General features: G+C 68.4%; 25 protein-coding genes and 1 tRNA gene. 5 read left to right on the top strand and 21 right to left on the bottom strand.

What is annotated here, in order from left to right:
• Nucleotides 1-242: 242 nt before the first annotated feature.
• Complete coding sequence (locus tag ABIE19_RS10490) at nt 243-2,741, bottom strand: FtsK/SpoIIIE family DNA translocase (protein WP_354089126.1); 2,499 nt, start codon at nt 2,739-2,741, stop codon at nt 243-245.
• Nucleotides 2,742-2,953: 212 nt separating this feature from the next.
• Between ABIE19_RS10490 and ABIE19_RS10485 the strand changes: the two genes are divergently transcribed.
• Nucleotides 2,954-4,204 carry a UbiH/UbiF/VisC/COQ6 family ubiquinone biosynthesis hydroxylase gene (locus ABIE19_RS10485; RefSeq protein WP_354089125.1) on the top strand — a complete coding sequence of 417 codons (1,251 nt, stop codon included), beginning with the start codon at nt 2,954-2,956 and terminating at the stop codon, nt 4,202-4,204.
• 52 nt (nt 4,205-4,256) lie between these two features.
• Here the strand turns inward: ABIE19_RS10485 and ABIE19_RS10480 are convergent, their stop codons facing one another.
• From ABIE19_RS10480 to ABIE19_RS10440, 9 genes are all read right to left on the bottom strand, one after another.
• Entirely contained in the window at nt 4,257-4,457 is a 201-nt protein-coding gene (locus tag ABIE19_RS10480; RefSeq protein WP_354089124.1) for a hypothetical protein, read from the bottom strand.
• Nucleotides 4,454-4,672, bottom strand: coding sequence for a hypothetical protein (locus ABIE19_RS10475; RefSeq protein WP_354089123.1), 219 nt, complete (start codon nt 4,670-4,672; stop codon nt 4,454-4,456). The genes ABIE19_RS10480 and ABIE19_RS10475 overlap by 4 nt, the downstream gene beginning before the upstream one ends.
• Entirely contained in the window at nt 4,672-4,815 is a 144-nt protein-coding gene (locus tag ABIE19_RS10470) for a hypothetical protein (protein WP_354089122.1), read from the bottom strand. Before ABIE19_RS10470 ends, ABIE19_RS10475 begins: the two co-directional genes overlap by 1 nt.
• A gap of 95 nt (nt 4,816-4,910) precedes the next feature.
• Entirely contained in the window at nt 4,911-5,105 is a 195-nt protein-coding gene (locus ABIE19_RS10465) for a Trm112 family protein (RefSeq protein ID WP_354089121.1), read from the bottom strand.
• Between the two features lie 125 nt (nt 5,106-5,230).
• Complete coding sequence (locus ABIE19_RS10460; RefSeq protein ID WP_354089120.1) at nt 5,231-5,890, bottom strand: LON peptidase substrate-binding domain-containing protein; 660 nt, start codon at nt 5,888-5,890, stop codon at nt 5,231-5,233.
• A 13-nt stretch (nt 5,891-5,903) separates the two neighbouring features.
• A complete protein-coding gene (gene trxA / locus ABIE19_RS10455; protein WP_354089119.1) occupies nt 5,904-6,803 on the bottom strand; it encodes a thioredoxin in 900 nt (299 codons plus the stop codon).
• 287 nt (nt 6,804-7,090) lie between these two features.
• Entirely contained in the window at nt 7,091-8,857 is a 1,767-nt protein-coding gene (locus ABIE19_RS10450; RefSeq protein WP_354089118.1) for a tetratricopeptide repeat protein, read from the bottom strand.
• A 136-nt stretch (nt 8,858-8,993) separates the two neighbouring features.
• On the bottom strand, nt 8,994-9,764 hold the full coding sequence (gene map, locus ABIE19_RS10445; protein WP_354089117.1) for a type I methionyl aminopeptidase: 771 nt from the start codon (nt 9,762-9,764) through the stop codon (nt 8,994-8,996).
• Nucleotides 9,761-9,979 (bottom strand): ParD-like family protein, encoded by a 219-nt coding sequence (locus ABIE19_RS10440; RefSeq protein ID WP_354089116.1) that lies wholly within the window; start codon nt 9,977-9,979, stop codon nt 9,761-9,763. Before ABIE19_RS10440 ends, map begins: the two co-directional genes overlap by 4 nt.
• Nucleotides 9,980-10,169: 190 nt before the next feature.
• On the opposite strand from ABIE19_RS10440, the gene ABIE19_RS10435 reads away from it, so the two are divergent.
• Complete coding sequence (locus ABIE19_RS10435) at nt 10,170-11,543, top strand: alpha/beta hydrolase family protein (RefSeq protein ID WP_354089115.1); 1,374 nt, start codon at nt 10,170-10,172, stop codon at nt 11,541-11,543.
• Nucleotides 11,544-11,546: 3 nt separating this feature from the next.
• Here the strand turns inward: ABIE19_RS10435 and ABIE19_RS10430 are convergent, their stop codons facing one another.
• Entirely contained in the window at nt 11,547-12,089 is a 543-nt protein-coding gene (locus ABIE19_RS10430) for a prolyl-tRNA synthetase associated domain-containing protein (protein ID WP_354089114.1), read from the bottom strand.
• An 87-nt stretch (nt 12,090-12,176) separates the two neighbouring features.
• Between ABIE19_RS10430 and ABIE19_RS10425 the strand changes: the two genes are divergently transcribed.
• Entirely contained in the window at nt 12,177-12,917 is a 741-nt protein-coding gene (locus ABIE19_RS10425; protein WP_354089113.1) for a DUF6065 family protein, read from the top strand.
• A 237-nt stretch (nt 12,918-13,154) separates the two neighbouring features.
• Here the strand turns inward: ABIE19_RS10425 and ABIE19_RS10420 are convergent, their stop codons facing one another.
• From ABIE19_RS10420 to ABIE19_RS10405, 4 genes are all read right to left on the bottom strand, one after another.
• Complete coding sequence (locus ABIE19_RS10420; RefSeq protein ID WP_354089112.1) at nt 13,155-13,712, bottom strand: CC0125/CC1285 family lipoprotein; 558 nt, start codon at nt 13,710-13,712, stop codon at nt 13,155-13,157.
• An 86-nt stretch (nt 13,713-13,798) separates the two neighbouring features.
• On the bottom strand, nt 13,799-14,437 hold the full coding sequence (locus ABIE19_RS10415) for a LysE family translocator (protein WP_354089111.1): 639 nt from the start codon (nt 14,435-14,437) through the stop codon (nt 13,799-13,801).
• 52 nt (nt 14,438-14,489) lie between these two features.
• Nucleotides 14,490-15,020, bottom strand: coding sequence for a hypothetical protein (locus ABIE19_RS10410; protein ID WP_354089110.1), 531 nt, complete (start codon nt 15,018-15,020; stop codon nt 14,490-14,492).
• Between the two features lie 157 nt (nt 15,021-15,177).
• Nucleotides 15,178-15,645 (bottom strand): translation initiation factor IF-2, encoded by a 468-nt coding sequence (locus ABIE19_RS10405; protein WP_354089109.1) that lies wholly within the window; start codon nt 15,643-15,645, stop codon nt 15,178-15,180.
• A gap of 114 nt (nt 15,646-15,759) precedes the next feature.
• Between ABIE19_RS10405 and ABIE19_RS10400 the strand changes: the two genes are divergently transcribed.
• A complete protein-coding gene (locus ABIE19_RS10400; RefSeq protein ID WP_354089108.1) occupies nt 15,760-17,064 on the top strand; it encodes a PQQ-dependent sugar dehydrogenase in 1,305 nt (434 codons plus the stop codon).
• A gap of 22 nt (nt 17,065-17,086) precedes the next feature.
• Here the strand turns inward: ABIE19_RS10400 and ABIE19_RS10395 are convergent, their stop codons facing one another.
• From ABIE19_RS10395 to hemC, 6 genes are all read right to left on the bottom strand, one after another.
• Nucleotides 17,087-18,331: an argininosuccinate synthase gene (locus ABIE19_RS10395; protein ID WP_354089107.1), complete on the bottom strand. Its 1,245-nt coding sequence runs from the start codon at nt 18,329-18,331 to the stop codon at nt 17,087-17,089.
• Nucleotides 18,332-18,493: 162 nt separating this feature from the next.
• Nucleotides 18,494-19,687 (bottom strand): methionine adenosyltransferase, encoded by a 1,194-nt coding sequence (gene metK, locus ABIE19_RS10390; RefSeq protein WP_354089106.1) that lies wholly within the window; start codon nt 19,685-19,687, stop codon nt 18,494-18,496.
• A 503-nt stretch (nt 19,688-20,190) separates the two neighbouring features.
• The gene (locus ABIE19_RS10385; RefSeq protein WP_354089105.1) at nt 20,191-22,818 is read right to left on the bottom strand and encodes an ankyrin repeat domain-containing protein; all 2,628 of its coding nucleotides are present in this window, start codon (nt 22,816-22,818) and stop codon (nt 20,191-20,193) included.
• Between the two features lie 440 nt (nt 22,819-23,258).
• Nucleotides 23,259-23,334: transfer RNA gene (locus tag ABIE19_RS10380), tRNA-Thr, on the bottom strand.
• Nucleotides 23,335-23,384: 50 nt separating this feature from the next.
• The gene (locus tag ABIE19_RS10375; protein ID WP_354089104.1) at nt 23,385-24,089 is read right to left on the bottom strand and encodes a uroporphyrinogen-III synthase; all 705 of its coding nucleotides are present in this window, start codon (nt 24,087-24,089) and stop codon (nt 23,385-23,387) included.
• Nucleotides 24,090-24,092: 3 nt separating this feature from the next.
• Nucleotides 24,093-25,043, bottom strand: coding sequence for a hydroxymethylbilane synthase (gene hemC / locus ABIE19_RS10370; protein WP_354089103.1), 951 nt, complete (start codon nt 25,041-25,043; stop codon nt 24,093-24,095).
• A 50-nt stretch (nt 25,044-25,093) separates the two neighbouring features.
• Between hemC and tsaD the strand changes: the two genes are divergently transcribed.
• The gene (gene tsaD / locus ABIE19_RS10365; protein WP_354089102.1) at nt 25,094-26,335 is read left to right on the top strand and encodes a tRNA (adenosine(37)-N6)-threonylcarbamoyltransferase complex transferase subunit TsaD; all 1,242 of its coding nucleotides are present in this window, start codon (nt 25,094-25,096) and stop codon (nt 26,333-26,335) included.
• The last annotated feature ends 29 nt before the right edge of the window (nt 26,336-26,364 follow it).

Raw genomic sequence — 26,364 nt, 5'->3', positions numbered from 1 at the left:
GTTCATTGTTTTTGGCCCTATCGTTCGCGACGCGGTCACTCACTGCTTGAGGGACATGGTTTTTGGCGTCCTATCGCTCGCCGCGCGGCGGCTCGCTGCTTGAGGACGCGGGCGTTTCAACGGACGTAAGTCGCCGGCTGTTCCGTCCAGCCCGGCGCGTTTCGGCGCTGAAGCAGCGAGGCTCCGCGAGCCGAGCGATAGCGCCCGGCGGCGCAGCCGCCGCTTCGGCCGCTAGGCTGAGCCTACATAGGAGGCGGCCCGGCCAGGATGTCGCGCTTGCCGGCGTGGTTGGCGGGGCTGACCACGCCTTCCTGCTCCATGCGCTCGATCAGGGTGGCGGCGCGGTTGTAGCCGATCTGCAGGCGGCGCTGGATGTAGGAGGTCGAGGCCTTGCGGTCGCGCGTGACCACGGCCACGGCCCGGTCGTAGAGGTCGTCGCCCGACATGCCGTCCTCTCCGCCCATGGCGTTGTCGCCGTCGCCGTCCGGTTCGTCGGTGATCAAATCCAGGTAGTCCGGCTCGGCCTGGGCTTTCAGGTGCTTGCAGACCTCCTCGACCTCCTGGTCGCCGACGAAGGGGCCGTGCAGGCGGGTGATGCGGCCGCCGCCGGCCATGTAGAGCATGTCGCCCTGACCCAGCAACTGCTCGCCGCCCTGCTCGCCCAGGATGGTGCGGCTGTCGATCTTCGACGTCACCTGGAAGGAGATTCGGGTCGGGAAGTTGGCCTTGATGGTGCCGGTGATGACGTCCACCGACGGGCGCTGGGTGGCCATGATCAGGTGAATGCCGGCGGCGCGGGCCATCTGGGCCAGACGCTGGACCGCGCCTTCCACGTCCTTGCCGGCGACCAGCATCAGGTCGGCCATCTCGTCCATGACCACGACCAGATAGGGCATGGGCTCGGGGCGGATCTTCTCGGACTCGTAGACGGGGCGGCCCTGTTCGTCGAAGCCGGTCTGGACGGTGCGTTCGAAATGCTCGCCCTTCTCCTGGGCCTCGCGGGCGCGTTCGTTGTAGCTGGCGACGTTGCGGACGCCGAGCTTGGACATCCGGCGATAGCGGTCCTCCATCTCGCGTACGGTCCACTTCAGGGCCACGACCGCCTTCTTGGGATCGGTCACGACCGGCGCCAGCAGGTGCGGAATGCCATCATAGACCGACAGCTCCAGCATCTTGGGGTCGATCATGATGAAGCGGCACTCGGCGGGCGAGTGGCGATAGAGGATCGACAGGATCATGGCGTTGACCCCGACCGATTTGCCCGAGCCGGTGGTGCCCGCGATCAGCAGGTGGGGCATCCGCGCCAGGTCGGCGACATAGGGCTCGCCGCCGATGGTTTCGCCCAGGGCCAGGGGCAGAAGGTGGCTCTTCTTGTCGTATTCGCCCGAGGCCAGCAGGTCGCGCAGGAAGACGGTCTCGCGCTTGGCGTTGGGCAGTTCGATGCCGATGGCGTTGCGGCCCTGGACCACGCTGATGCGGCAGGCGCGGGCCGACATGGAGCGGGCGATGTCGTCGGCCAGGGCCACGACCCGGCCGTGCTTCACGCCGGGCGCCGGAACCAGTTCATACAGGGTGACGACCGGGCCGGGGCGGATCTGGTCGATCACGCCGCGCACGCCGAACTCCTGCAGCACGCCCTCCAGCATCTTGGCGTTGGCCTTCAGCGACTCCTCGTCCACCGTTCCGCCGCGTTGGGTCGGCTTGGCCAGGATGCCGAGCGAAGGCAGTTCGAAGCCGTCGCCGCCCTCGAAGTCGAAGGCCTGCTGGTCGGCGTCGCTGCGCACCGGCTTGGGCGCCTTGACCGCCGCCACCTTGGGTTCGACCGATCGGGGCCCTCGCGCCGAGGGCGGGGGGACCGGAGCAGGGGCGGCGTCTTCCCACGGCGGGGCGTAGGCGGCCTCCATGTCGTCGTCCTCGTCCATGGCGGGCATGAAGGCGGCTGCGGCCTCGGCCGGCGCGCGAGCGGCGCTTTGAGAAACGGGGGCGGCCGACGGCGTCTCGGCCATGTCGCCGTCTTCAGGCAGGCGATGGCGCGGCTTGCGGGCGGACGCGTTCGGGGCGGCCTCGGCGACGGCGCGGGGCGCCTTGTCGGGACGTTCGGGGCGCGCCGCGCGCCGGGCGGCGTTCTTTTCGGCGGCCCAGCCCGCGGTGTCGGTGAAGTCGCGCAGGCGCAGACCCACGGCGTAGCCCAGGCCCCACAGACCCAGAACCAGGAACAGACCCCCGGCGATCCAGCGTCCGCCCGGGATGTGCAGGGCGGCCAGCCCTTGGGCCGACAGACCGGTGACGGCGTCGCCCCACAGGCCGCCCAGGCCCGAGGCCAACGGCCACTTGGCGGGCGCCGCCAGAGCCGAAAGCGCGGCGGACAGCAAAAGGACGCCCGCGATCGAGCAGAAGACCTTGAAGGCCGTCGGCTGCAGCCGGTGCTGCAGGGCGTCGCCGATCGCCACGGCCAGGCCGAAGGCGATCAGCAGCAGGACGGCCGGCCAGGCGGCCAGCCCCAGGGACTGCATCATCAGGTCGGCGAAGCTCGCTCCGACCCCGCCCAACCAGTTGGTCGGCGCCTGGGTCGAGGCGGCGTTCAGACTGGGGTCGGCCGGGTTCCACGAGATCATGGCGACCAGCAGCAAGGTCGCCAGCAGGGCTTGCAGCACGCCGCGGAAACGCACGGCGAAGGGCGCGTTCCAGACGATGCGGGCGGTGGACCAGGCGCGTTGGCCGAGCGCGAGGGCGGGGGACATGAAGGCGAACCTCAGGAGACTAGGCCTCCCTTGTCGCGCGACAGGGTTAAGGGGCTGTTTACCAGGCGGGAAGTGGCGAGTGGTTAGTGGCGAGGGATACGGCAGCCCTCGGACCTTCTCGTCACTCGCCACCCGTCACTCGCCACCCGTCACTCGTCACTCGTCACTTTGTCCCACTGGACGTAGGCGGCCATTGGCGCGACACAGGCCACATGGCTGATACCGACTACGACATCATCATCGCGGGCGCGGGACTGGCGGGGGCGACCTTCGCCCTGGCCGCGGCGCAGGGCGGACTGAAGCCGGTCCTGGTCGATCCCCAGCCGTTCGACGCCCAGCTGGCGCCGACCTTCGACGGGCGCTCGACCGCCATCGCCTATTCGACCTTCCGCATGCTGGACGCCCTGGGCCTGGGCGAGACCCTGCGGCCCCACGCCTGCCGCATGGACCGGATTCTGGTGACGGACGGTCGTCGGCCGGGGGCGGCCAGCCGTCCGCCTTCGCCCGCCTACATCCGCTTCGACGCAGACGAGATCGGCGACCGCAACGGCGGAGAGCCCCTGGGCTACATGCTGGAGAACCGCCGGATCCGCACGGCCCTGGCCGAGGCGGTCATGGCCGCGGGCATAGAGGTTCGCGCACCCGCCGCCGTGGCTTCGGTCGATGTCGGTCCGGGCGCGGCGACGGTGACCCTGAAGGACGGCGCGACCCTTCAGGCGCCTCTTGTCGTGGGGGCCGAGGGGCGGGGATCGACCGTGCGCCGAGCGGCGGGCATCGACACCTTCGGCTGGGGCTATGGCCAGAGCGGAGTGGTGGCGACGGTCAGGCTGGGTCGCGACCACGGCAACGTCGCGCATGAGTATTTCCTGCCGGACGGCCCCTTCGCCATCCTGCCATTGACGGAACAGCGCGCCAGCCTGGTCTGGACCGAGAGCACGCGCCGGGCGGACGCGCTGAAGGTCGCCTCGGACGAGGCCTTCCACGCCCACCTGATGCGGCGCTTCGGCGAATTCCTGGACGGCGTGGAAGTCGTCGGGCCGCGCTTCGTCTATCCGCTGTCGCTCAGCCTGGCCGAGAAGCTGGTCGCGCCGCGCATCGCCATCCTGGGCGACGCCGCCCACGGGGTGCACCCGGTGGCGGGCCAGGGGCTGAACATGGGGCTGAAGGACGCCGCCGCCCTGGCCGAGGTCCTGACCGACGCCGTGCGCATTGGCGAGGACATCGGTTCGGAGCTGGTGCTGGAGCGCTACGCCCGCTGGCGTCGCTTCGACAACGCCGCCCTGGCGGCGGGCTTCGACGGCTTCGTGCGGCTCTTCTCCAACGACATCGCGCCGGTGCGGCTGGCGCGCGATCTCGGCATGGCGGCGGTCAACCGCATCGCCCCCCTGCGTCGGGCCTTCATGCACGAGGCGGGCGGCGCCACGGGGGACCTGCCTCGCCTCCTGCGGGGCGAGAGTCTTTAAAGAGGGCCTATCGCGCTTCGCGCTGCTTGAGGCCCATCTGAGACGTTGGCGATCAGTCGCGGGCGTGCAGCAGGACGTCGCCGCCGTCACGGCGATCGGCTTCCTCCACGGCGCAGCGCAGGGCGGCGGCGCGGCTCTGGAACAGGCCGAAGAACAGGCCGTCAGAGGAGGCGAGCCGCCAGACCCGGTCCAGACGCTGGATTTCGAACAGGACCGGCGCGGCCTCGCCCGGCTGAAGGGGAAGGCCGCTCATGCCGATCGCCTCGTTTCGGCGTCGACATGGTTCAGCCGGTCGGCCTGGTCCTGAAGCTGGCGGGCGATGCGCAGGGCGGCCTCGCGGTCGCGGAAGGGGCGGGTGGCGCAATCCTCCACGACAACGCACCAACCGCCGTCGCGCTCGATCACGCCGTAGGCGCGGGCCGGATGCGGCCGGGCCTGGCTCTGATGCCGGTCGGGATAGCCGCTCATCATCGCGAACGGCTCCGCTGGTCGTGGGGGCGGGGCGTGCAGCCCAGGTAGAGGGTCAGCACGGTCTGGGCCATGCGCCAGACGCCCGGCGAGGGCTCGGGGGCCTTGGTCAGGCTCTGGTTCAACAGGGCGCGTCTGCTCATGGCGGTCTCCTTTACGCCGGGCAGGAAACACCCGGGCGGCATAAGGGCGCGATGAGGAAAGACGGCCGGGACCTAAGGCCGGCGTAAGGGCGCGGTCAGTCCAGGGGGCGGGCGTCCTCGACCAGCATGATCGGCACGCCGTCGCGGATGGGGAAGGCCAGCTTGGCCCCGGCCGAGACGAGTTCGTTGCGTTCCCGGTCATAGGACAGGCGGCCGCGCGTCACCGGGCAGACCAGGACCTCCAGCAGGCGGGGATCGACCGAGACGGGGGTGTTGAAGGCGTCGCTCATGATTTAGGTGCCCTATCGCTCGCGCCGCGGGCGCTCGTTGCTTGAGGGCGGTTAGGCCCTGTCTCTCTCGTCATCGCTCGCCGGGGGCGGCTGCGGTTCATAGCGCCGGGACGGAAGCGCGCCAACTACTGCATCGCAGGGCCGTCGTCGTCGGAGGCGGCGGCGTCGATGCGGAGCAGGGCGGTCAGGGCCTCGGCGCGGGCGTCCAAGGCGGATGCTTCCAGCAGGGCCTGCTTCTCCGGCGGTTCAAAGGGCAGGGCCATGGACAGGCTGTTGATCAGGGCCTCGGGCGGGGCCGCCTCGGCCGTGTCCCAATCCACGTTCAGTCCCCGGGGCTCCAGATAGGCGCGCAGGGCGTCCAGGAAGGCGGGGCGGTCGAAGCCGGCGTAGGGCTCCTGTCCCCGCAGATCGCGCTCGAAGGGCAGGAAGTCCGCCCTGACCTGGCGATAGGGGGTCCGCACCTGAATCTCCGACGCCACCTGATACCGGCACACCCCGGTCAGGGTGATCAGATAGCGTCCGTCCGAGGTCTCGGCGAAGCTGGTGATCCGCCCGGCGCAGCCGACCCGGGTCAGCGGCGGATGGGGATCGCGCCCCATCACGGCCTGGGGCTGGATCATGCCGATGATCCGGTCCCCGGCCATGGCGTCGTCCACCATGTTCAGGTAGCGCGGCTCGAAGACGTTCAGCGGCAACTGGCCGCGCGCCAGCAGGATGGATCCCGGCAGCGGAAAGACCGGGATCACCTGGGGCAGCTCCACCGCCTTGACGTAGCCCTGCGCCATCGCGTCGTTCCGATCAGGCGAAGAGGATGGAGGAGAGGCGTCGTCGGCCGTCGCGGGCCACGTCGCTGTTGGGACCGGCGGCTTCGAAGACGGTCAGAAGCTGCTTGCGGGCGGCCTGTTCGTTCCACTCCCGGTCGGCCTGGACGATGGTCAGAAGGTGATCGACCGCGCCTTTCAGGTCGCCGGCGGAGGCCAGGGCCTGGGCCAGGTCGAAGCGGGCCTGATGGTCGTTCCTGTCAGCGGCCAGCCTGGCCTCCAGCTCGGCGGTCGCGCCCGTCGGGGCGGCCGAGGCCAGGGCCAGCTGGGCGCGCACGGCCTGGACGGCGGGCTCCTTGGAATCGGCCGGAGCCATGGCGATGGTCTGGCGCGCCTGTTCGGCGTCGCCCTCGGCCAGATAGACGCGTGCCATGCCGGCGACGGCCTTCTGATTGTCCGGCTCAATCGTCAGGACATGGGCGAAGGCCTGGGCCGCGCCGCCCAGGTCGTTCAGGGTCAGCGACTCCTCGCCCAGGGACAGCAGCTGCTCGACATCGGCGTTGACGCCTTCGCCGCCGGTCAGCTTGTCGATGAAGGCCTTGATCTGGCTGTCGGGCACGGCGCCCTGGAAGCCGTCCACCGGCTGGCCGTTGACGAAGGCGTAGACGGTCGGGATCGACTGCACCCGCAGCTGGCCCGCATAGGCCGGGTTGGCGTCGACGTCGATCTTGACCATCTTCACCGCCCCCTTGGCGGCGCGCACGGCCTTCTCCAGCGCCGGACCCAGGGTGCGGCACGGTCCGCACCAGGTGGCCCAGAAGTCGACGATGACCGGCTGCTGCATCGAGGCCTCGACCACGTCCTTCATGAAGGAGGCGTCGGTGCCGTCCTTGATCAGGTCGGGCGGCGTGGTCAGCGACGGGTCGGCGAAGGTCATGGTCGGATCCGTGGAGGAGTCGAGGAAGGAGTAACGGACCAGATGGCGTCGGGATGCCTCGCCATCAAGCCGAAAGCGCGCCTTGCCGCAGGCGAAGACGACGGGATCGGGAAAAACAGGGTCTGAATCGTCTGAAATCTCCTTCTTGCCGCTGCACGAGCCGTCTTTTCCCTCAAGGGGAGAAGGATGAAAAATACAGTCTGAATTGTCTGAATCGTCTGAAACCCGGGGCGCGAGGGCGGCGGTTTCGGCCCGTCATAGCAGGGCGATGCGTCAGAAGAGGACGGCTACAGCCGATCCATGCGCAGCCAGCGGGCGTCGCCCAGCCAGGCGGTCCTGAGGGCCTGGTTCGCGGCTTCGGCCTCGGCGGCGTGGCCCTGGGCGGCTTCGGCGCGAGCCAGGCCGTAGAGGGCCCAGCCGTTGTTCGGCGTCTGCGCCAGGGCCAGGCGAAAGGCGTCGGCGGCCTGGTCCGGACGGCCGGCCTGATAGAGGGCGGCGCCCAGGGACTGATGCACCGGATAATACCAGTAGGCCGGCTCCATATAGGGCAGGCCCGCCTCCAGATCGGCGGCGCGGCGATAATGGTCCGCCGCCTCGGCGTGACGGCCGCGCGCCGTCGCCAGCCGTCCCCGCGCCACGGCCTCGGCCAGGTTCAGCAGATCGGGGGCGGGCACGCCCTGGGCGACCATGTCGGCGAAGACGTCGGACCCGCGCAGCGCCGCCAGCGCCGCCAGTTCTCGATCGAAGCCTCTCTGGTTCCCTTGCCGGGCGTAGGCGACGGCGCGGGCGTAGTGGCGCATGGCGACGGCGTAAGGCAGGCGGGCGTCCGCTTCGGGCGCGGCCAGGATGGCGCGCGGCTCGGCGAACTGGGCCAAGGCCTGATAGGGGGCGGCGTCGATGACCTGGACCCAGGCGATGCGGGCCGAGGTTTCCGGGTCCAGCACCGTGCGCAGGCGTCGCGCCTCGCGCAGGGTCGTCGCCATGTCGCCCGCCATCTGGGCCGAGGCGACGATGAAGTGGATGTTGTGCGGATAATAGCCGTAGCGGACCAGGCTCTCGTCGTCCGTGTCGCGGATGAAGGCCTCGTCCGCGCGCGCCGCCGCGACGTTCAGGCGGATGGACTCGGCGTAGCGGCCGCGTCGCACATAGATGTGGCCGGGCATGTGGACCAGGTGCCCGGCGCTGGCGGGACGCGAGGCGGCCATACGGTCGGCCGCCGCCTCGGCGCGCTCGGGATCGGAGGCCTCCATCAGGTGGATGTAGAGATGGGCGGCCTGGGCGTGGGCGGGGCTGCGGGTCAGGACGGTCTCGATCAGGCGGGTCGCCTCGCCGATGCGGCCGATGGGGGTGCGCCGGTCCGCCTCCCAATAGTTCCAGGGCGTGGTGTCCATGGCGGCCTCGGCGGCCAGGACGGCGATGTCGTCGTCCTGGGGGAAGCGGCGGGCGACGGCCAGCATGGCGTCGGCGTAGGCGGCGTCCAGGGCGGCGCGGTCCGCCGTCGCGTCGTCGGAGTATCGCAGGGCCAGGGCTTCGATCAGCGCCTGCTCGTGCGGCGCGGCCCGGTCGCGCAGGGCCAGGGCGCGCTTCAGGGCCCTGAGCGCCGCCGCCCGGTCGCGATCGTCCATCGGCGCATTGATGTTGGAGCCCAGGGCCATGGCCTCGCCCCACCAGCAGGCGGCGCAGTCGGGGTCGCGCGCCTGCGCCTCGCGGAACGAGCGCACGGCCCCGGCGTGGTTGAAGCCATAGGCCAGGGTCAGTCCCTGGCTGAAATAGGCCTGGGCCTGGGGATCGTCGGTGGTCGCCCTGAACGGCGAGGTCGTCAGGTCCGGGTAGAGGGGGATGGGACGCGCCTGGCCGGCGGGCGCCGCGACGGCCGAGGCGAACATCAGGCTGCGGGTCAGGCCGCCGCCGCCCGCGCCCGGGCCGCAGACGGCGCCGAACAGCCGGTCGGGCCGCAGCGGGCTCGCGGCGTCGAACGAGGGAAGGGCGGTCGGCGGGCCCGCCAGGACCAGACCGGCTCCGCCCACGGCGAAGGCGTTCCAGAACAGTCTCATGCACCGTCCCCTTCAGGGCCTGACGCGATGGATCCGCCCTACTCGCGGCGATGATCGAACGCCGATACTACGCCTCGTCGTCTCAAAGAAACAGCGCGGAAACAGGGCTTTCCTCAGCGGCGGAAAGTCCGTCGCCCTAGGCCGCCGCGCGACGTTCGTCGGGGCGCAGGGTCAGGACGCGGACGCCGTCGCGGGTGACGGCGACCGTATGTTCGAACTGGGCGGACAGTTTTCCGTCCGCCGTGACCACGGTCCAGCCGTCGTCCTCGGTGCGGACGGTGCGGCGGCCCTGGTTCAGCATGGGTTCGATGGTGAAGACCATGCCCTCGCGCAGGGTCAGGCCCGCGCCGGGACGGCCGAAGTGCAGGACCTGGGGCGCCTCATGCATCTCGCGGCCGATGCCGTGGCCGCAGAAGTCGCGCACGATGGAATAGCCGCGGCGCGTTGTGTGGCGCTCTATGGCGTGGCCGACGTCGCCCAGGGTCGCGCCTGGGCGGACGGCGCGGATGCCCTTCCACATGGCCTCATAGGTCGTCTGGACCAGACGGCGGGCCGGGGCGGCGACCTGACCGATCAGATAGGTCTTGCTGGAGTCGGCGATGAAGCCGTTCTTCTCCAGGGTGATGTCCAGGTTGACGATGTCGCCGTCCTTCAGGACGTCGTTCCTGGACGGCACGCCGTGGCAGACGACCTGGTTGGGCGAGACGTTCAGCACGAAGCCGTAGCCGTACTGACCCTTGCTGGCGGGGCGGGCGGCCAGGTCGCCGGTGATGAAGGCCTCGACCCGGTCGTTGATCTCCAGCGTGTTCATGCCCGCCAGGGGCAGGCCGTCCAACCAGGTGAAGACCGAGGCCAGCAGACGGCCGGACTCGGCCATCAGTTCGATCTCGGCCGGGGTCTTGGTCATGCGGCGGCCCGGTCGGGCGCGAAGTCGGGGGCGACGACGCCGGCCGCCTTCAGCTCGCGCGCGGCCAGTTCCTGAAAGGTCAGGCCGGGGTTCAGTTCGCCCAGCATGCCGATCCTGATCCAGAAGGCGGCCTGGGCGTTGATCGAGCGGCAGGAGACCTTGCTGGCCCGGCGCAGCTGCTCGTGCAGTTCATCCTCGATGTTGACGATGCCCATGGCGTCCATCCATATACGATCTGTATATGAATCGTATCGTCTGAGGCGGCTTCAGTCCAGCGCCGCGAATTCCCTGACGATGGAGCGGGACGCGCCGCCATCGGCTCGTAACAACCATGGACAAAGGTTCACTGGACCGCGCGCGCAATTTTCGGCCCTGTCCCGCTCATTCGCTTCGAGGGGGAAGTTCATGTCCAGGTCCTGGTTCGCGGTCGCTCTGGCGATCGCCTCATCCGTCGTCGCGGCGCCCGCCATGGCGCAGTTCCCCGGCGGCGACGCCGGTGCGCGACCGGATCCCGCCGCGGTCTGTCATGTCGGCCTCTATCGCCTGGCGGACGGCGGCTGGGTGGATGTGGCGCCGATCGACGGCAAGGGGCTGCGCTGGCGTCGCCTCGACGGTTCGACCGGACGCATGACCCAGGACGCCGAAGGCCGCTGGACCAGCACGCGCGGCTGGACGGATCGGGTCGAGGGTCCGCAGCCCCAGTTGGGAAGCTGCGCGGAAGGGCGTCTCGTCTTTGAAGGCCAGGTCGGCGAACGGGCCGCGTGGAACGCGCAGGAGACGACCTTCGTCGGCCACGGCGGCGTTCGCCTGAAGGGCCGGCTGATCCTGCCGCCGGGCGACGGCCCGGCGCCGATCATGGTGGAGGTGCACGGATCGGAAGCCGCCAGCGCCCTGGACTTCAACGCCTATCAGAGGTTCGCCCCGGCGTCCGGGGTCGGGGTCTTCGTCTACGCCAAGCGCGGCTCGGGCGGGTCCGAGGGGCGCTATACCCAGGACTTCCACATCCTGGCCGAGGATGCGGCCGCGGCGGTGCGCGAGGCCCGGCGGATGGCCGGAAACCGGGCGGGCCGCGTCGGCCTGCACGGCGGCAGCCAGGGCGGCTGGATCGCGCCGCTGGCCGCCAGCCTGACGCCCGTCGACTTCGTCAGCGTCGGCTTCGGCCTGGCCTATGGCGCCCTGGCCGAGGACAGCGACCAGGTGATGCTTGACCTTCAGGCCAAGGGCTGGGGACCGGACGTCCTGGAGAAGGCGCGCGAGATCACCGCGGCCACCGGCGCCTTCACGGCTTCGAACGGCCGCATCGGCTTCGCGGGTCTGGAAGCCGTGCGGGCCAGGTACGGGGCCGAACCCTGGTTCGCCGACATCAAGGGCGAGTTCACCGGCATGCTGCTGAACGCGCCCAATGAGCAGATCATGGCCCTGGCGCCCAAGTTCGACGTGGGGACGTCCTGGGACTATGACCCCCTGCCGGTGCTGAACGCCCTGAACACGCCCATGCTGTGGATCCAGGCGGCGAACGACACCGAGGCGCCGCCCGAGGCCACCCGGCGCCGTCTGGTCGACCTGTCCGCGCAGGGGCGGCCGATCACCGTCCTGGAATATCCGAACACGGATCACGGCATCATCCGTTTCGAGATCGGCCCCGACGGCCGACGCTCCGAGATCGGCTATGCGCCCGGCTATTTCCAGGCGGTCCTGGACTGGGCGCGCACCGGCCGCCTGGACCCGGCCTATGGCGACGGCCGTTTCCTGGCGCGGGCGGGAGGGACCGCGCGCTAGATTCTAGTCCAGCGCGTCGAAGTCCACGACGATCGGTTCGCGGTCCAGCCGCTTCAGCACCTGACGAAAGGCCGCCTGATCTAGGGCGGTGGTCGCGGTGTTGGCCAGAGGGTGGAAGTTGACGACAGCCGCCTCCCACAGGCGGCGGTCCAGGACGAAGGTCACGCGACGGTCCACGTCGTTGATCAGGCCGAGCGCCGTCACCGAGCCGGGGCGGACGCCCAGGGTCTCCCACAACAGGGTCTCGTTGCCGAAGGACAGGCGGTCCGAGCCCATGGCGCGATGGGCCCGCTTCAGGTCGATGACCGTGTCCTGGGCGGCCGAGATCAGCCACAGCCGGCCCTTCTTGTCCTTGAGGAACAGGTTCTTGGTGTGGACGCCCGGCATGTCCGCCTTCAGATCCAGGCCTTCCTCGACGCGGAAGACGGCGGGATGGTCGTGCGTGACCTGGGCGATCCCGTTCTCGGTCATCCAGGCCAGCAGGCGTGCGCGGTCATAGGCGGGGACGGACTCTGGGACGGTCTGTTCGGGAAGAATGTCGGTCATCTCGGCCTTGTCGGGCGGGCGGTGGGGGCGATAGGGGAGGAGGCTGCAATCGTTAGCCTCTGTTCGACTTCTTTGGGAGCCCGCGTCTTGGAACTGGAATGCTATCCGATGACCACCCGGCCGTGCGATCTGGTGCCCGGTCGCCAGTCGCGCAACTGGATGGACGCCTTCGCCAGTCGGCATCCCTATCGCTGCCTGCCGCTGAACATGGCCAACACCACGGGGTGGGAGATCCTCTGCCCCTTCGGCTTCACGGCGGAGTGGAACGGCGGTCCGGCCCAGTCGGACATCAAGATCACGCCGGACCGGCATCAGCCGGAGATGGACCACTTCGTCACCTCGCACTTCTCGCGAGGCGTGCTGACCATGCACCCGCAGTACCTGTTCCGCACCCCGCCTGGCTGGGGCATGCTGGCGCAAGGGTCCCCCAACCACGTCAAGGACGGCATCCAGCCGTTGACGGGCCTCATCGAGACCGACTGGCTGCCCTTCCCCTTCACCATGAACTGGATCTTCACCCGGCCGGGCAAGATCAAGTTCGAGAAGGGCGAGCCCTTCTGCTTCATCCTGCCGGTCGAGCACCGCAAGGTGGAGGCCTTTGAGCCCGTGATCCGTTCGCTGGACTCCAACCCGGGCATGAGGGGCCAGTTCGACGCCTGGAACCGGGCGCGCACCGATTTCAACACCCGCCTGGCCTCGGGCGATCCGGACGCGGCCAAGGAGGCCTGGCAGCGCTTCTACTTCAAGGGCGAGGTGCCCGAGGACCTGGGCTCCGCCCCCGCCACCCACGCCAACAAGCGTCGCCTGAAGACGCCTAGGGTCGGCTGACGCCGACCCTAGGCTCGTTCTTAAGGGGCCTACCGCGCTTCGCGCTACTTGAGGCCGTCTTTAGGGGGCCTGCCGTCCTTCGGGCTGCTTGAGGCCGTCTTTAGGGGCCTATCGCCTTTCGGGCTGCTTGAGGCCGTGCTTGCAAACAGAAGAACGCCCGCCCCATTGCTGAGGCGGGCGTTCCACAAGCATCCTGCGCTCAAGCAGCGAGCGACCGCGTCGCTCGCGATAGCGCTCTTACTTTGCGACAGGCCGCGTCACGCGGGGGCCGAGGTTGTTGATGACCTCGCGGGCGTCGAAGGCGTTGACGTCGCCGGAGGGTTTCGGACCCCGACCCATGACGATCTCGGCCGTGGCCTCGTAGCGATCGACCTGGCGGACGTCGAAGTCATTGCCCCAGGTCGGGCCCCAGGGGCTCCAGTAGCCGCGACGATAGAAGCGCCACGACGGACCCCAGTAGGGGCCGTAGCGGTCATAGTAGAAGGGATCGGGCGTGCTGTAGAAACGGGTGTCCCGGTCGGTCGCGCGCGTCACGGTCGAGAACCAGTCGTAGCCGTTTTCAGCCGTCAGCTCCGCCGCGCGCAGCAGCAGGGACATCTCGACCTGATCGCGCGAGGTGACGGAATTGCCCGAGAAGCTGACGTTGAAGCGGTTGGCTTCCAGACGCTGTTCGGCGTAGCCGCCGCGCTGGCCGTTGAAGCCCGCGGGCTGATAGGGGGTCGCGGTCGCGCAGGCGCCCAGCGCAAGGGCGCCGGAGAGGGCCGCCAGAACCGCCGTCTTGCGAAGATTTCTCATTGGGGTTCTCCTTCAACGCTCATTGAACGTCTCCGCATCTGAACGAGGCGTGAACGGCCAAGTTCCTTGTTGCGGACACAGATGATCTAACCCTGCAATCTGGTGACGATCAGGATCGCCGCAAGGATCAGCAGGACGCCGACGAAGACGCCGAACCCGCGCTTGAACCGGGGTTCGTTCATCCGGTCGGCCAGGGCGGCCCCGCCCAGGCCGTAGGCGCTCATCGAGGTCATGTCCATGGCGACGGTGGTCAGGGCGAACAGGGCCAGTTGGGGCGCGACCGGCCGGTTCAAGTCGATGAAGGGCGGCAGGACGGCGGTGAAGAAGAGGATGGCCTTGGGATTGGCGATCTGGACCGTGAATCCGTCGACCAGGGCGCTGCGTCCGCGCCGGATCTCGGCATGCTCCGGCTGCCCGGCGGAAGTGAAGGCGCCCCGCAGCGACTTGATCCCCAGCCAGGCGACGTAGAGCGCGCCCAGGACGGCGATGATGCGGAAGACCTGAGGAAAGGCCGCGACCAGGGCGCCCAGGCCCAGGGCCGCCGCGCCGAACCAGACCAGGGTGGCGGCGTTCATCCCGACCACGGCGGTCAGGGCGGCGGCGCGTCCCTTTTCCATGCCGGTCGCCACGGCGAAGACGTTGGCGGGTCCCGGCGTGATCGCCATCACGGCCATAACGCCGAGGAAGGCGACGTAGAGATGCGGATCGACGGGAAGCGCGGCCATAAGGCCGTTTCCGGCGCGAAGGCCGTCAGGTCAAGCGGGTTTGCTCCGCCGCTCAGATTTCGTCGTCGTCCGGCGTCGGCTGGGCGAACGCTTCCTTCACCGTGTCGACGACGTCCAGCGACTGGCCCACGGCGTAGTCGGCCACCAGGCCATAGGTGACCATCTGGTCCGGATCGGGCTGGGCCCAGGCCCCGTTGGTCGTGAGGCCCTGCAGCATCGGCCCGACGCTGGCGAGGGCTTGATCGACCACGGCTTCCAGATCGACTTCAGCCAGGGCCTGTTGCGCGATCACGCCGGCCTGCTTCGTCGCCATGGCGGTGAAGGCCGTGACGTGGGGCTGGTATTCGGTCCAGAGGGTCGCGACTTCCAGCTCCTTCTGCATGTCGGTCAGGGCGCTGTCTTTCTGGATGCGCTCGGCGCGTTCGCCGAACTCCTCCATCTTCTTCTCGAAATCGGCCGAGGCGGCGTCGAGTTGAATCTCGGCTGAGGTCTTGTTCGCCTGGGCGACGGCGGCCGAGACGGGCAGCAGGGCCAGGGCGGCGGCGAGCGACAGGGCGGCGGCGAGCGACAGGGCGCGGATCATGACGGATCTCTCCTTCGACGGACGCCGCAAGGTCTGCCGAAGCGGGCGTGCGCTCAAGTGAAATCGCCGTAAGGCGACGAAAGCAGGGTCCGGAAACGCGAACGGCCCCGAGTTCTGCTCGGGGCCGAAGCGGAAGGATGATCAGAACCGATGGGCTCTAGTTGGGGGTCGCCGGGGCCGCAGGGGCGGCCAGGGCCTGCTCGATGCTGGTGCGGACCTGGGCGGGGACGCCTCGGATCTGGGCCGGAGCAGCTTCGGCTGCGGCCAGGAGCTGAGCCTTCTGTTCAGCGTTTTCCGGCTTTTCCGCCATGACCTTCAGGAAGGCGGCCAGTTCGTCGGCGAAGGCGCCGAACTTGGGCTCGTACTCGGCCAGGACGGCGTCGGTGCGGCTCTTCTTCGCGGCGGCGTCCAGCGCGGCGTCGCCCATGATGGTCTCCAGCTTGCCGCCCATGGCCTGGGCTTCCGCTTCGAAAGCCTCGCCGCGAGCCTGGAAGGCGACTTCTTCCGGCGAAGGCGTGCGGGCGGGCGCCTGGGCGGGGGCGGCGGGGGCGGCGTCCTGAGCGACGGCGGGGGCGGCGCAGACGAAGAGAGCCGCGGCGGCGGCGGCGAGAGTCAGTCGGGACATGGCGTCCTCCGGCAGGGACAGGATCAGGCCTGTCGGTGTGAGCGCCGGCCGATCGACCGGACGGCCGGCAGATTGGCCTTGCCACTTGAGGAGCGCAAGCGGCAGCATGGCCTCATGAAGCCGATCCTGTTCGCCGCCGCCCTCGCCCTGCCGGTCGCCCTGGCCTCCGGCGCCGCCGGCGCGCAGACCCCGTCCGCCGCGCGAACCTACGCCGTTCAGGGCGATTGCGCCGGTCGCCCCGCGGCGGCGGTCCGCATGGCGCCGGGCTATTGCCTGGGCCTGGTCTGGCAGGGACGCGGCGACGAGGGACCGCGCATGCCGCGCGGCCTGCTGGCGCTGGATCATGGCGACTGGCTGGTCACGGATCTGGGCGGTTGGGAGGCGGGACGAGGGGCCGTCTGGCGGCTGTCCTTCGCCTCGGACGGCGGCGCGCGCTGGCGTCGTCTGGCGACGGGCCTGTCCATGCCGCACACGGTCGCGCGCGGGCCGGACGGCCGCATCTATGTGTCCGAGATGAACCGCATCCTGACCCTGGATCCGAACGCGGCCGATCCGGCGGCGACGGTGCGAACCGTGATCGGCGACCTGCCGGACAATCGCCTGCACGACAATCGCCATCCTCTGTCCAGCTTCGTCTTCGACGGAAACGGCGACCTGCTGGTCAATGTCGGGGCGCCCAGCGACCGGTGCCTGGACGCGCCGGCCAAGCCGAAGACGGATGCGCGCGGCGCCTGCGCGGAGGAGGCCGCGACCGCCCAGGTGCGCCGCCACGCCTATCTCGGCGACGGCCGTTGGGCCGAGGACAGCACGGTCTTCGCCTCGGGCCTGCGCAATTCCATCGCCCTGGTCCGGCACCGCTCGGGAACCGTCCTTCAGGCCGAGAACTCGGTCGATCTGGACACGCCCGACCATCCCTATGACGAGATCAACCTCCTGACCCAGGGCGGCCATTACGGCTGGCCCTATTGCGTGGATCTGACGACGCCCCTGCCGGGCTGGAGCGCGCGTCAGGCGCGGTGCGCCGACCGCGATCAGCCGATCGCCCTCCTGCCGCCGCACGCCGCGCCGCTGGACATGATCTATTATGACGGCGCCATGTTCCCGGAGCTCCGGGGCCGCCTGCTGATGACCTGGCACGGCTTCCGTCGCACGGCCGGTCGCGTGACGGCGGTCGAGACGGACGAGCGGGGCCGCCCGCTGACGGACGTCGGGGGCCGCTACGCCGTCTATCCGCGCGGGGCCATGCCCTATCCGGCCGGCGCGCCCAGCGTGAAGGGCAGGGTGCTGACGCCCGGATGGGACCGCGTCGTCGGCCGCCACCCGCGAGGCTCGCCGGTGGTCCTGGCCGTCGCGGCGGACGGTTCCATCTGGGTCACGGACGACAGAAGCCGGGCGATCCTGAGGATCGCCCGGCCCTGAAGGTTCAGGTTGTCGGAGGGGTCTAGCCCTCGCGGCCGTCCCGCTTGGCCAGGACGCGCAGGCGCAGGGCGTTCAGCTTGATGAAGCCCTCGGCGTCCTTGTGGTCATAGGCCTGGACGCCTTCCTCGAAGGTGACGAGGTCCTGGTCATAGAGGCTGTAGGGGCTCTCGCGGCCGATGACCGTGACATTGCCCTTGTAGAGCTTGACCCGGACGACGCCCGAGACCTTCTCCTGGCTCTTGTCGACGGCGGCTTGCAGCATTTCGCGCTCGGGCGAGAACCAGAAGCCGTTGTAGACGAGGTGGGCGTACTTAACCGCCAGTTCGTCCTTCAGATGCATGGCGCCGCGATCAAGCGTGATGGACTCGATGCCGCGGTGGGCGGCCAGCAGGATGGTGCCGCCCGGGGTCTCGTAGACGCCGCGCGACTTCATGCCGACGAAGCGGTTCTCGACCAGGTCCAGGCGACCGACGCCGTTGTCGTGGCCGTACTGGTTCAGGGCGGTCAGCAGGGTGGCCGGCGACATGGCCTCGCCGTTGATCGAGACGGCGTCGCCCTTCTCGAAGCCGATCTCGATGACCGTGGCGACGTCAGGGGCGGCTTCCGGCGAGATGGTGCGCTGGTGCACGAACTCGGGTGCCTCGACGGCGGGGTCTTCCAGCACCTTGCCCTCGGACGAGGAGTGCAGAAGATTGGCGTCGACCGAGAAGGGCGCCTCGCCGCGCTTGTCCTTGGAGATGGGAATCTGGTGGGCTTCGGCGAAGGCCAGAAGGGCTTCGCGCGAACGGAATTCCCACTCGCGCCAGGGGGCGATGACGCGGATGTCGGGGTTCAGGGCGTAGTAGCCCAGCTCGAAGCGGACCTGGTCGTTGCCCTTGCCGGTGGCGCCGTGACAGACAGCGTCGGCGCCGAGCTGGCGGGCGATCTCGATCTGGCGCTTGGCGATCAGCGGGCGGGCGATCGAGGTGCCGAGCAGGTACTGGCCTTCATACAGGGCGTTGGCGCGGAACATCGGGAAGACGAAGTCGCGCACGAACTCTTCGCGCAGGTCGTCGATGAAGATGTTCTCGGGCTTGATGCCCAGTTTCAGCGCCTTCTCCTTGGCCGGCGCCAGTTCCTCGCCCTGGCCCAGGTCGGCGGTGAAGGTGACGACCTCCGCGCCGTATTCCGTCTGCAGCCACTTCAGGATGATCGACGTGTCCAGCCCGCCCGAATAGGCGAGGACGACTTTCTTGATCGGCCGGTCTTGGGGGGCGGGCGAGGTCATGGGTCGAAAAATCCTTTCGGGCCGCGGGGAGGCGTGTCTGGCGCGCTTAAAGGGCCAGACGTCCCGTGATGCAAGGGCATGATTGTGTCGTGAGGCCCAGATAGGAAAAAGGCGCCGCAGCCGAAGCCGCGACGCCTTCCTCTATTCAGGCGGGCGTCGGCCTCAGACGAGGGCTTTCAGCCTGTCGACCAGGTCGGTCTTCTCCCAGGAGAAGCCGCCGTCGGCGTCGGGCGCGCGGCCGAAGTGGCCGTAGCGGGCCGTGCGCTCGTAGACCGGCTTATTCAGGCCCAGGTGCTGGCGAATGGCGCGCGGGGTGGCGCCGCCGATCAGGGCGGGCAGTTCGCGTTCCAGAACCGTTTCGTCGATCTTGCCCGTGCCGTGCAGGTCGACATGGACCGACTGGGGCTGGGCCACGCCGATGGCGTAGGACAGCTGGATGGTGCAGCGGTCGGCCAGGCCCGCCGCCACGACGTTCTTGGCCAGGTAGCGCGCGGCATAGGCGGCCGAACGGTCCACCTTGGTCGGGTCCTTGCCCGAGAAGGCGCCGCCGCCGTGCGGGGCCGCGCCGCCGTAGGTGTCGACGATGATCTTGCGACCGGTCAGGCCGGTGTCGCCGTCCGGGCCGCCGATCTCGAAGATGCCGGTCGGGTTGATGTGCCAGACGGTTTCATTGGTGATGAAGCCCTGGGGCAGGATGTCTTCTACGACCGGACGCACCACGGCCTCGACCTCGGCGGCCTTGCCCTTGGCGTGCTGGGTCGAGACGACGATCGAGGTCGCGCGCACCGGCTTGCCGTCCTGGTACTGCAGGGTCACCTGAGCCTTGGCGTCCGGCTCCAGGATCGAACCGCCCTTGTGGCGCAGGGCCGCCAGGCGCTTCAGGATTTCATGGCTGTAGGCCAGGGTGGCCGGCATCAGCTCGGGCGTCTCGTTCGAGGCGTAGCCGAACATGATGCCCTGGTCGCCGGCGCCTTCGTCCTTGGTTTCAGTCGAGTCCACGCCCACCGCGATGTCGGCCGACTGGCCGTGCAGGTGGTTGGCGAAATCGAAGGTCTCCCAGTGGAAGCCGTCCTGCTCATAGCCGATCTCGCGCACCACGCGGCGGACGATCGTCTCGATTTCCTCGCCCACGCCCGGCTCCCAGGCGTCCTTTTCGCTGTTCCAGACGCCCTTGCCGCGGATCTCGCCGGCCAGGACCACGCGGTTGGTGGTGGTCAGGGTCTCGCAGGCGACGCGCGCCTCGGGGTCGCGGGACAGGAAGAAGTCGACGACGGCGTCGGAAATCTGATCCGCCACCTTGTCGGGGTGACCTTCCGAAACGCTCTCGGACGTGAACTGGAACGACGAACGGGCCAAGGCAGGCTCCTGCAAGACGATGAAGGCTGCAGACATATAAAGATATGCTTATACGTGCAAGAGATGTCTGCGCGCGAGCGTTTCCGCCGCGCGAACGGCAGTGCCGAAGAACATGCGAGATCCAGTGCATCGCCCGGCTTTCAGGCGCGACTCTGGCGGCGGCTCTTTGGATTCATGATGCGGGAAGAAAAGATGGCGCCGCTTAGGTGACTCGAACACCTCATTACGAATTTGTCGGAAGAGAAGTCGTCAAACCCAGCCGAGGCAAAGGTTCTAGCCCCATTCAGGGTCATGAAATTGAGCCGCCCCACGAACTTCCCAGATTGGCTCAGGGGGCTGTTTCGGCCGTTTCCTAGTTTGTGATCGTTAGCTCAGTCCGACGCGGAAATTCGACCTGCGCCATACCTGCAGAACAACATGCGCCAAGCGACCTGAGCCCAGCGATGGCGTTGCCATGCGTCGTCGCCGCTGATGATGATGACCGCTTGGGGGCATCTAACAGATTAATTTCGCTCACTCTGCTCTAGATCAAGGTCATCAGACACCCGCTCTTCATTTTGACGCTGGGCATACGCCGCAGGATCGAGCTCGGCGGCCGTTCGTCCACCAAGCGCCTTGAGGGCTGCGATCAGATACTCCTCTCGGTAAGTCGTCGCACGATCGAGGGGCGTTTCACCGTCGATGTTGAGAATGTTCACCGCCATGCCGCCCTCGCTGACCAGCAGATCGATGCTGCGGGGATTCATGCATCTAGACGCGACGATGTGCAGGGCGGTGTCGCGTGTGAAATTACTGGCGGGGTAGGTGGTAGGCAATCCTGCCTTAAGGAGGATGCGGCCGGTAGACGGCTTGCACGGTTGCCCCAGTCCCGCCCAAGCGTACCAGATTTCTCCCGGTTGTCGCGCTGACCGCAAGTCTAGGCCATTGGCCAGCAAGATTTCCAACACATCATTGTAGCCGCTGTAAGCCGCGCTCTTGAAGGAGGCTTCGAGAGCTTGCGGGCCTTCGATGCGTGCAGCTTCAGCCGCGACGATGCGGATTGCCTCGAGATTATCGGCTCCGTTGTTGTTGGGCAGGCGTTCAGTGTCTTCGTTGCGTGAGCCGAAAGCGATGGTTTGCAGTCCAGGCGGCGGATTTCCCAAATTTCCTAGCATTCCAATCGTCTGGACCAGGCCGCGAGCACCTGCATCCGCGAGAAGACGTACGCGTTCGCGCTCGCCGCGTCGCGCCGCCAAGATCAATGCGCTTTCGCCCATCCAAGGCTGCTGGAAGTCGAAACCGCGAGCAAGAATCTGTTCAAGCATCGGTACAGACCCGTGCTGCACCACGAGCCCCAGCAAGGGCGGCTTGTTTCGTTCTCGTACGTCGGAGACGTCGGCCAGCAGGTTCTGGAAGGCTGCATCATCGCCCGCCATGACAGCCGCTTCGATCGCCTGTTTGCGCTGGATCGCTTCGTCGATGCAGAGTTCAAGCAACGAACCATCTCCCTGCCTTATCGCTACGCCGCAGGTCTGAAGCCGAGCGGGCGAGAGGAGATTGAGGTCGCCCCCCCGTGTCCGCAACACATCGAGCGGCCCGGCTTGGCGAACTCGGGCAGCTATTCGCCAAAGCTCCGCCTCTGCTGGCGATCGCGCAGTTTCGGCCCCATTGGCTGCGACATATTCCATCAGGACATCGCGATCCCCCAGGGCGTCGAGAGCCTTCAGGGTAATGGAAGCGCGGTGATTCTGCCCTGCATGTGGCGACAAGCGTTGGATCGTGATCCGATCATTTGAACGGACGGCGGCCAGAAAGGCCTCGTCCAGTTCATAAGCGCCGCTCGCCAGCAGAGTCTGGCCCTCTGGGCCTGCGGCCAGCTCATCCAGCAAGTCAAAACGCTTCTTGAGGATCAGCAGACCCGCCCAACTGCAGCCGTTGTTGCCTTCCGGCGGGCCGCTGAAAAGTCCGAAACGTTCGCACCGTCCGGTCGGGCCCTGTAGTTTTGCTCCGCGCGAAAGCATCACTTGGGCGAGTTCAAACTGGTCCGCGTTCAAAGCAACGGCCAGCGGGCCGGGCTCGTTCAAATCGAAGGTGTTTGGATCGGCCCCTGCTTCCATAAGGGCCTTGGCCATGGGTTCATCACGGTTTCGCGTCGCCCAGCTCAGAGCGGTCACGCCGAAAACGTCTTTGACGTTGATGTCGGCGCTCGCTGGTACGTCCGCCAAGCGGGCCGTGTCCTTTGTTCGGGCAGCGTCGGCGTAGCTGCCGATAGCGCCAGTATGACGTTGAGCAGGTTGCCCGCCGTCCGGTCCACAGATGTCCTTGAAGGGGAAGCCGGGCTGTTGAATCAACGTCCGGTTATATGTGGCGATAAAGGACGCTGACGCTGCTGTATGTTGAGGGTCTCCCGGCCTGATGACGTCCTGATTGACGTGCCACTTGCCGACCATGTCACGGGTCCACGCTCTGCAGGTAACGCCTGTCGTGTCCCAACCTTGCGGCATGGGGCCTATGTGGTTTGTCGCCCCTAATCGAAAATCACCCCGAGCCGCCGCGTCGATGGCTTCGCGGCGAGGATCGCGGCCATTGAGCCGTTGGATCTTGGCGGACAGGATGTGGCACCGGGTGTCCTCGGTCTCGCAGTTTGGCAGCGGCCAGGGACGCCAAGGTCGTTCCCAGGTCCACAGCGCGGCGATATGCCCATATCGTTCAGACCCTCCGCAGGTCTCCGCCCGTCTTGCGTTTTCCGCCTCCATTCGTTCGAAGCCATTGTCTGTGTCGCCCCACGAACGGGGATCGAAGGTCATGGCGTCCGAACCGAACTGGCTCAGTGTTTGAATGCAGGCGTCGAGTTTCTGGGCGAGAACAGGCGAGAATCCGACCGCGCCCTGAGCAACCAACGGGACGACCCTTCCGGGCTGTCCGTTTATGCCCGGAATGTATTGGGTGAGAGTGGTCCCAGGGCGCTGCGAAAGAGCCTGGCTCCTCAATGTGTTGGCCCGCGCCGAATCCTGGGGCTGTCCCCTGAGGCCATGGGCGAGGATGATCGCCTTAGCGAACTGGGCCTCCGCTTCACCCCGCGTAACTGCCGTCTCGATATCCGCAGAAGGCGCGGTCAGGGCCAGAAGCAAAGGGTCGGCGGCTGGCGTCACAGCCGAACTGCTCGTCACTGCAGTTGCGCACCCGCCTAGCACAACACACGGCATCGCCGCAGCGGCGAGTATTCTGACAACGAGCCCGCTAAGGCTATTCCCTGCGTCCATCAGCATTGTGTCCCCCGCGCTAATATCGCGAAGGGATAGGTATCGCTTCTTTTTCACGCGGCAAAGATGCGAGACGCATTGGCGGGCCAGCAACAAATCTAGAGCTGTTTCTTGCCGTTAAAGGCCTATGGTCGGCTTAAAAAATAGCGCCCCACCCGCACCCCGACGTGATGTCAGGATGCGGGTGGAGCGCTTTGGATCAGAAGGCGGCCTGCTTCGCCGCCCCGGCCTCGACCGCCTTCAGCACAGAGAACCCACGCAACTCCCAAGCGGAAGCACCTTCCGGCTTATCCTGGGCGGGCGTTAAAGCTAACAGTGCTCTGGAAAGGTGGTGCCGCTTAGGTGACTCGAACACCTGACCCCCTCATTACGAATGAGGTGCTCTACCGGCTGAGCTAAAGCGGCTCCGGTCGGCGGGCTGACGAGTGTCGGAAGCGCCGCGCGAGGTCGGGTCTTTATACGGGTGCGGCGGACTTGCCAAGCGCTGAGAGCATGGAAGCGTCATCCGGCGTGTCCGCGACGCGGATTTCCTGGAAATTCAGGGGCGCCAGGGGGGCTGCCGCGGCGGCGGAGATGCAGATCGCCAGGCGCAGAGCGACGTCAGGGGCGACCTTGGCGGCGAGGGCGCGGGCCGCGCGGGGAGAGTGGAGCAGGACGGCGTCGAAATCCCCGGGCGCAGAAGCCTCCGTCTCGATAGCGGCGTAGACGGGCAGGCGCACGACGATCCGGTCGGGCAGGAGGGCGGGGAGGTCGCCGGCCGGCTCGCGGGCGCCGGGGGCCAGGATCGTCTCGCCGTTCCAGCCGGCGCGAGGCGTGGCGGCGATGAGGCGGGCCAGGGCGTGGATGTCGCCGGCGGCCGAGCGGGCGTCCAGGAAGCCGACGGCGCGGGCGGCCTCGGCCGTGGCGTCGCCGACGGCGAAAACGGGACGATCGCGCCAGAGGGGCGTCAGGGCCGCGAAGGCTTCAACGCCATTGGGGCTGGTGAAAGCCAGGGCGGCGACCGTGGCCGGATCGGGCGCCTGATCCAGGGCTTGAGGCAGGGGGCGGATCGTCAGCAGGGGCTGGATCAGGGGCTGGAAGCCCAGGGCGGCCAGACGCTCGGCCGTGCGCGCGGCGCCGGGCTGCGCGCGGGTGATCCAGACGCGGCGGATCGGCCGCATGGCCTAGAGGTCGATCTTCTGGTCGCCGGCTTCGGCGTGAACCTCGCCGCCGAGGCGCAGGCCCAGCGAGCGAGCGTGGTCGAGGGCGGTCGTGGTTGAGACGTCGGAGATTTCTCCGACCCGACGCCAGCGGGCCGAGCCGTCAGGGCTGAGCATTTCCGTGGTCAGGCGCAGGACGCCCCCCTCGATCATCGCATGGGCGCCGACGGCGGTGCGGCACGAGCCCTCCAGCGCCGTCATGGCGCCGCGCTCGGCGGCGACGGCCAGGGCCGTCAGGTCGTGGTTCAAGGCATGGGTCCAGGCGGCCTCGGCGTCGCCTTCGCGCGTCTGGATGGCCAGGGCGCCTTGTCCCGGAGCGGGCAAGAAGGCGTCCAGCGACAAGCGCTCGCGGATCACCTCGGAGAAGCCGAGGCGGTTCAGGCCGGAACAGGCCAGCAGGATGGCGTCGAAATCGCCGTCCTTCAGCCGCTTCAGCCGGGTGTCGACATTGCCGCGCAGCATCTCGATCTTCAGATCGGGACGCAGGGCCAGGGCCTGGGCCTGACGCCGCAGGGAGGCGGTGCCGAGGCGGGCGCCGTGGGGCAGGTCGGCGAAGGTCGCGAAATGCTCGCTGATGAAGCCGTCGCGGGGGTCCTCGCGCTCGGGCACGGCGGCGATGGCCAGGCCCTCGGGCTGTTCGGCGGGGACGTCCTTCATCGAGTGGACGGCGACGTCGACGCGACCGTCGAGCAGGGCCTCCTCGATCTCCTTGGTGAACAGGGCCTTGCCGCCGACTTCCAGCAGGCGTCGGTCCTGGATGCGGTCGCCGGTGGTGACGATCTCGACCAGGGGGACGAGGGTTTCGATGTCGGCCTCGGCGACGCCCAGGGCGCGGCCGATAGCGCGCTGCATCATGCCGGACTGGGCCAGGGCCAGTTTGGAGCGGCGGGTGCCGATGCGGAGAAGCGGGGTCATGGGGTCGCGCAGCCGTTGCGAAAGAAGACGCGGGCCGCTACCTCGACCCGATGAACACAGGCGCGGACTATAGCAGCGGGACCACGGGGGCAACCAAGCCTGCCTCCGGACCCGCCGGGACGGAAGGCCGCGCCCCCGGCGCCGTGCTGACGGTCCTGGGCCTGGAGACCAGCTGCGACGAGACCGCCGCCTCGGTGGTGCGCCTGTCGGCGGCCGGGGCCGAGGTCCTGTCCAGCGTCATTCACAGCCAGATCGACGAGCATGCCGCCTATGGCGGGGTGGTGCCGGAAATCGCCGCCCGCAGCCATGTCGAGATGATCGACGGGGTGGCGCGTCGGGCCATGAGCGAGGCCGGGATCGACTATGCGGCCCTGGACGGGGTGGCGGCGACGGCCGGGCCGGGACTGGTCGGCGGGGTCATGGTGGGGTTGAGCTACGGCAAGGCGGTGGCCCTGGCGCGCGACCTGCCGCTGATCGCGGTCAACCACCTGGAAGGCCACGCCGTGTCGGCGCGGCTGGGGGCGGAGACGACCTATCCCTTCCTGCTCCTGCTGGTCTCGGGCGGGCACTGTCAGTTGCTGGAGGTGCGCGGCATCGGCGACATGAGCCGGCTGGGCACCACCATCGACGACGCGGCGGGCGAGGCCTTCGACAAAATCGCCAAGGCCATGGGGCTGGGCTATCCCGGCGGTCCGGCGCTGGAGAGGCTGGCCGAAAAAGGCGACGGCTCGCGTTTCGACCTGCCGCGCGCCCTGCTGGGGCGCAAGGACTGTGACTTCTCCTTCTCGGGGCTGAAAACGGCGGCGTCGCGGCTGGCCCAGACCTGCGAGACGGATCAGGATCGGGCCGATCTGGCCGATGCGGTGCAGAAGGCCATCGCGCGCCAGCTGGCCGAGCGGACCGAGCGGGCCATGATCGCCTATGTCGAACAGCACCCGGAGCTTGAACAGGCGGAGGGCGCCCTCAAGCAACCGAGCGCCGCGCGCGAGGCGATAGGGCCTAAGAGTAAGGCGCTTCATTTCGTCGTCGCCGGGGGCGTGGCCGCCAACAAGACGATCCGGCGCACGCTGGAGGATCTGGCGACGAAGCACGGCTTCGGGTTCCTGGCCCCACCCCTCATCTACTGCACCGACAACGCCGCCATGATCGCCCTGGCGGGGGCGGAACGGCTGGAAAAAGGTCTGACCTCCGACATCGATGTCGCCGCCCGGCCGCGATGGCCTCTGGACGAGGCGCGCGCGAACGCCGATCCTGTGCACAAGAAAACGGGCCGCAAGGGCGCCAAGGCTTGATTGGCCGGGGCTCGGGCGGTGGTCGGGGG

The sequence above is a fragment of the Brevundimonas faecalis genome (assembly GCF_040549405.1).
Lineage (GTDB): Bacteria > Pseudomonadota > Alphaproteobacteria > Caulobacterales > Caulobacteraceae > Brevundimonas > Brevundimonas faecalis.
This window is presented reverse-complemented; position numbering and strand designations above follow the sequence as displayed.

Bases quoted from the DNA above. Each gene is read 5' to 3' on its own strand.
- ABIE19_RS10450 (WP_354089118.1), bottom strand. From the start codon at position 8,857: ATGAGACTGTTCTGGAACGCCTTCGCCGTGGGCGGAGCCGGTCTGGTC.
- ABIE19_RS10470 (WP_354089122.1), bottom strand. From the start codon at position 4,815: ATGAGCAGACGCGCCCTGTTGAACCAGAGCCTGACCAAGGCCCCCGAG.
- ABIE19_RS10485 (WP_354089125.1), top strand. From the start codon at position 2,954: ATGGCTGATACCGACTACGACATCATCATCGCGGGCGCGGGACTGGCG.
- ABIE19_RS10395 (WP_354089107.1), bottom strand. From the start codon at position 18,331: ATGACCTCGCCCGCCCCCCAAGACCGGCCGATCAAGAAAGTCGTCCTC.
- hemC (WP_354089103.1), bottom strand. From the start codon at position 25,043: ATGACCCCGCTTCTCCGCATCGGCACCCGCCGCTCCAAACTGGCCCTG.
- ABIE19_RS10410 (WP_354089110.1), bottom strand. From the start codon at position 15,020: ATGATCCGCGCCCTGTCGCTCGCCGCCGCCCTGTCGCTCGCCGCCGCC.
- ABIE19_RS10465 (WP_354089121.1), bottom strand. From the start codon at position 5,105: ATGAGCGACGCCTTCAACACCCCCGTCTCGGTCGATCCCCGCCTGCTG.
- ABIE19_RS10415 (WP_354089111.1), bottom strand. From the start codon at position 14,437: ATGGCCGCGCTTCCCGTCGATCCGCATCTCTACGTCGCCTTCCTCGGC.
- map (WP_354089117.1), bottom strand. From the start codon at position 9,764: ATGACCAAGACCCCGGCCGAGATCGAACTGATGGCCGAGTCCGGCCGT.
- ABIE19_RS10400 (WP_354089108.1), top strand. From the start codon at position 15,760: ATGAAGCCGATCCTGTTCGCCGCCGCCCTCGCCCTGCCGGTCGCCCTG.
- ABIE19_RS10405 (WP_354089109.1), bottom strand. From the start codon at position 15,645: ATGTCCCGACTGACTCTCGCCGCCGCCGCCGCGGCTCTCTTCGTCTGC.
- ABIE19_RS10460 (WP_354089120.1), bottom strand. From the start codon at position 5,890: ATGGCGCAGGGCTACGTCAAGGCGGTGGAGCTGCCCCAGGTGATCCCG.
- ABIE19_RS10475 (WP_354089123.1), bottom strand. From the start codon at position 4,672: ATGAGCGGCTATCCCGACCGGCATCAGAGCCAGGCCCGGCCGCATCCG.
- ABIE19_RS10420 (WP_354089112.1), bottom strand. From the start codon at position 13,712: ATGAGAAATCTTCGCAAGACGGCGGTTCTGGCGGCCCTCTCCGGCGCC.
- ABIE19_RS10440 (WP_354089116.1), bottom strand. From the start codon at position 9,979: ATGGGCATCGTCAACATCGAGGATGAACTGCACGAGCAGCTGCGCCGG.
- ABIE19_RS10375 (WP_354089104.1), bottom strand. From the start codon at position 24,089: ATGCGGCCGATCCGCCGCGTCTGGATCACCCGCGCGCAGCCCGGCGCC.
- ABIE19_RS10435 (WP_354089115.1), top strand. From the start codon at position 10,170: ATGTCCAGGTCCTGGTTCGCGGTCGCTCTGGCGATCGCCTCATCCGTC.
- tsaD (WP_354089102.1), top strand. From the start codon at position 25,094: ATGAACACAGGCGCGGACTATAGCAGCGGGACCACGGGGGCAACCAAG.
- ABIE19_RS10490 (WP_354089126.1), bottom strand. From the start codon at position 2,741: ATGTCCCCCGCCCTCGCGCTCGGCCAACGCGCCTGGTCCACCGCCCGC.
- ABIE19_RS10480 (WP_354089124.1), bottom strand. From the start codon at position 4,457: ATGAGCGGCCTTCCCCTTCAGCCGGGCGAGGCCGCGCCGGTCCTGTTC.
- trxA (WP_354089119.1), bottom strand. From the start codon at position 6,803: ATGACCTTCGCCGACCCGTCGCTGACCACGCCGCCCGACCTGATCAAG.
- ABIE19_RS10430 (WP_354089114.1), bottom strand. From the start codon at position 12,089: ATGACCGACATTCTTCCCGAACAGACCGTCCCAGAGTCCGTCCCCGCC.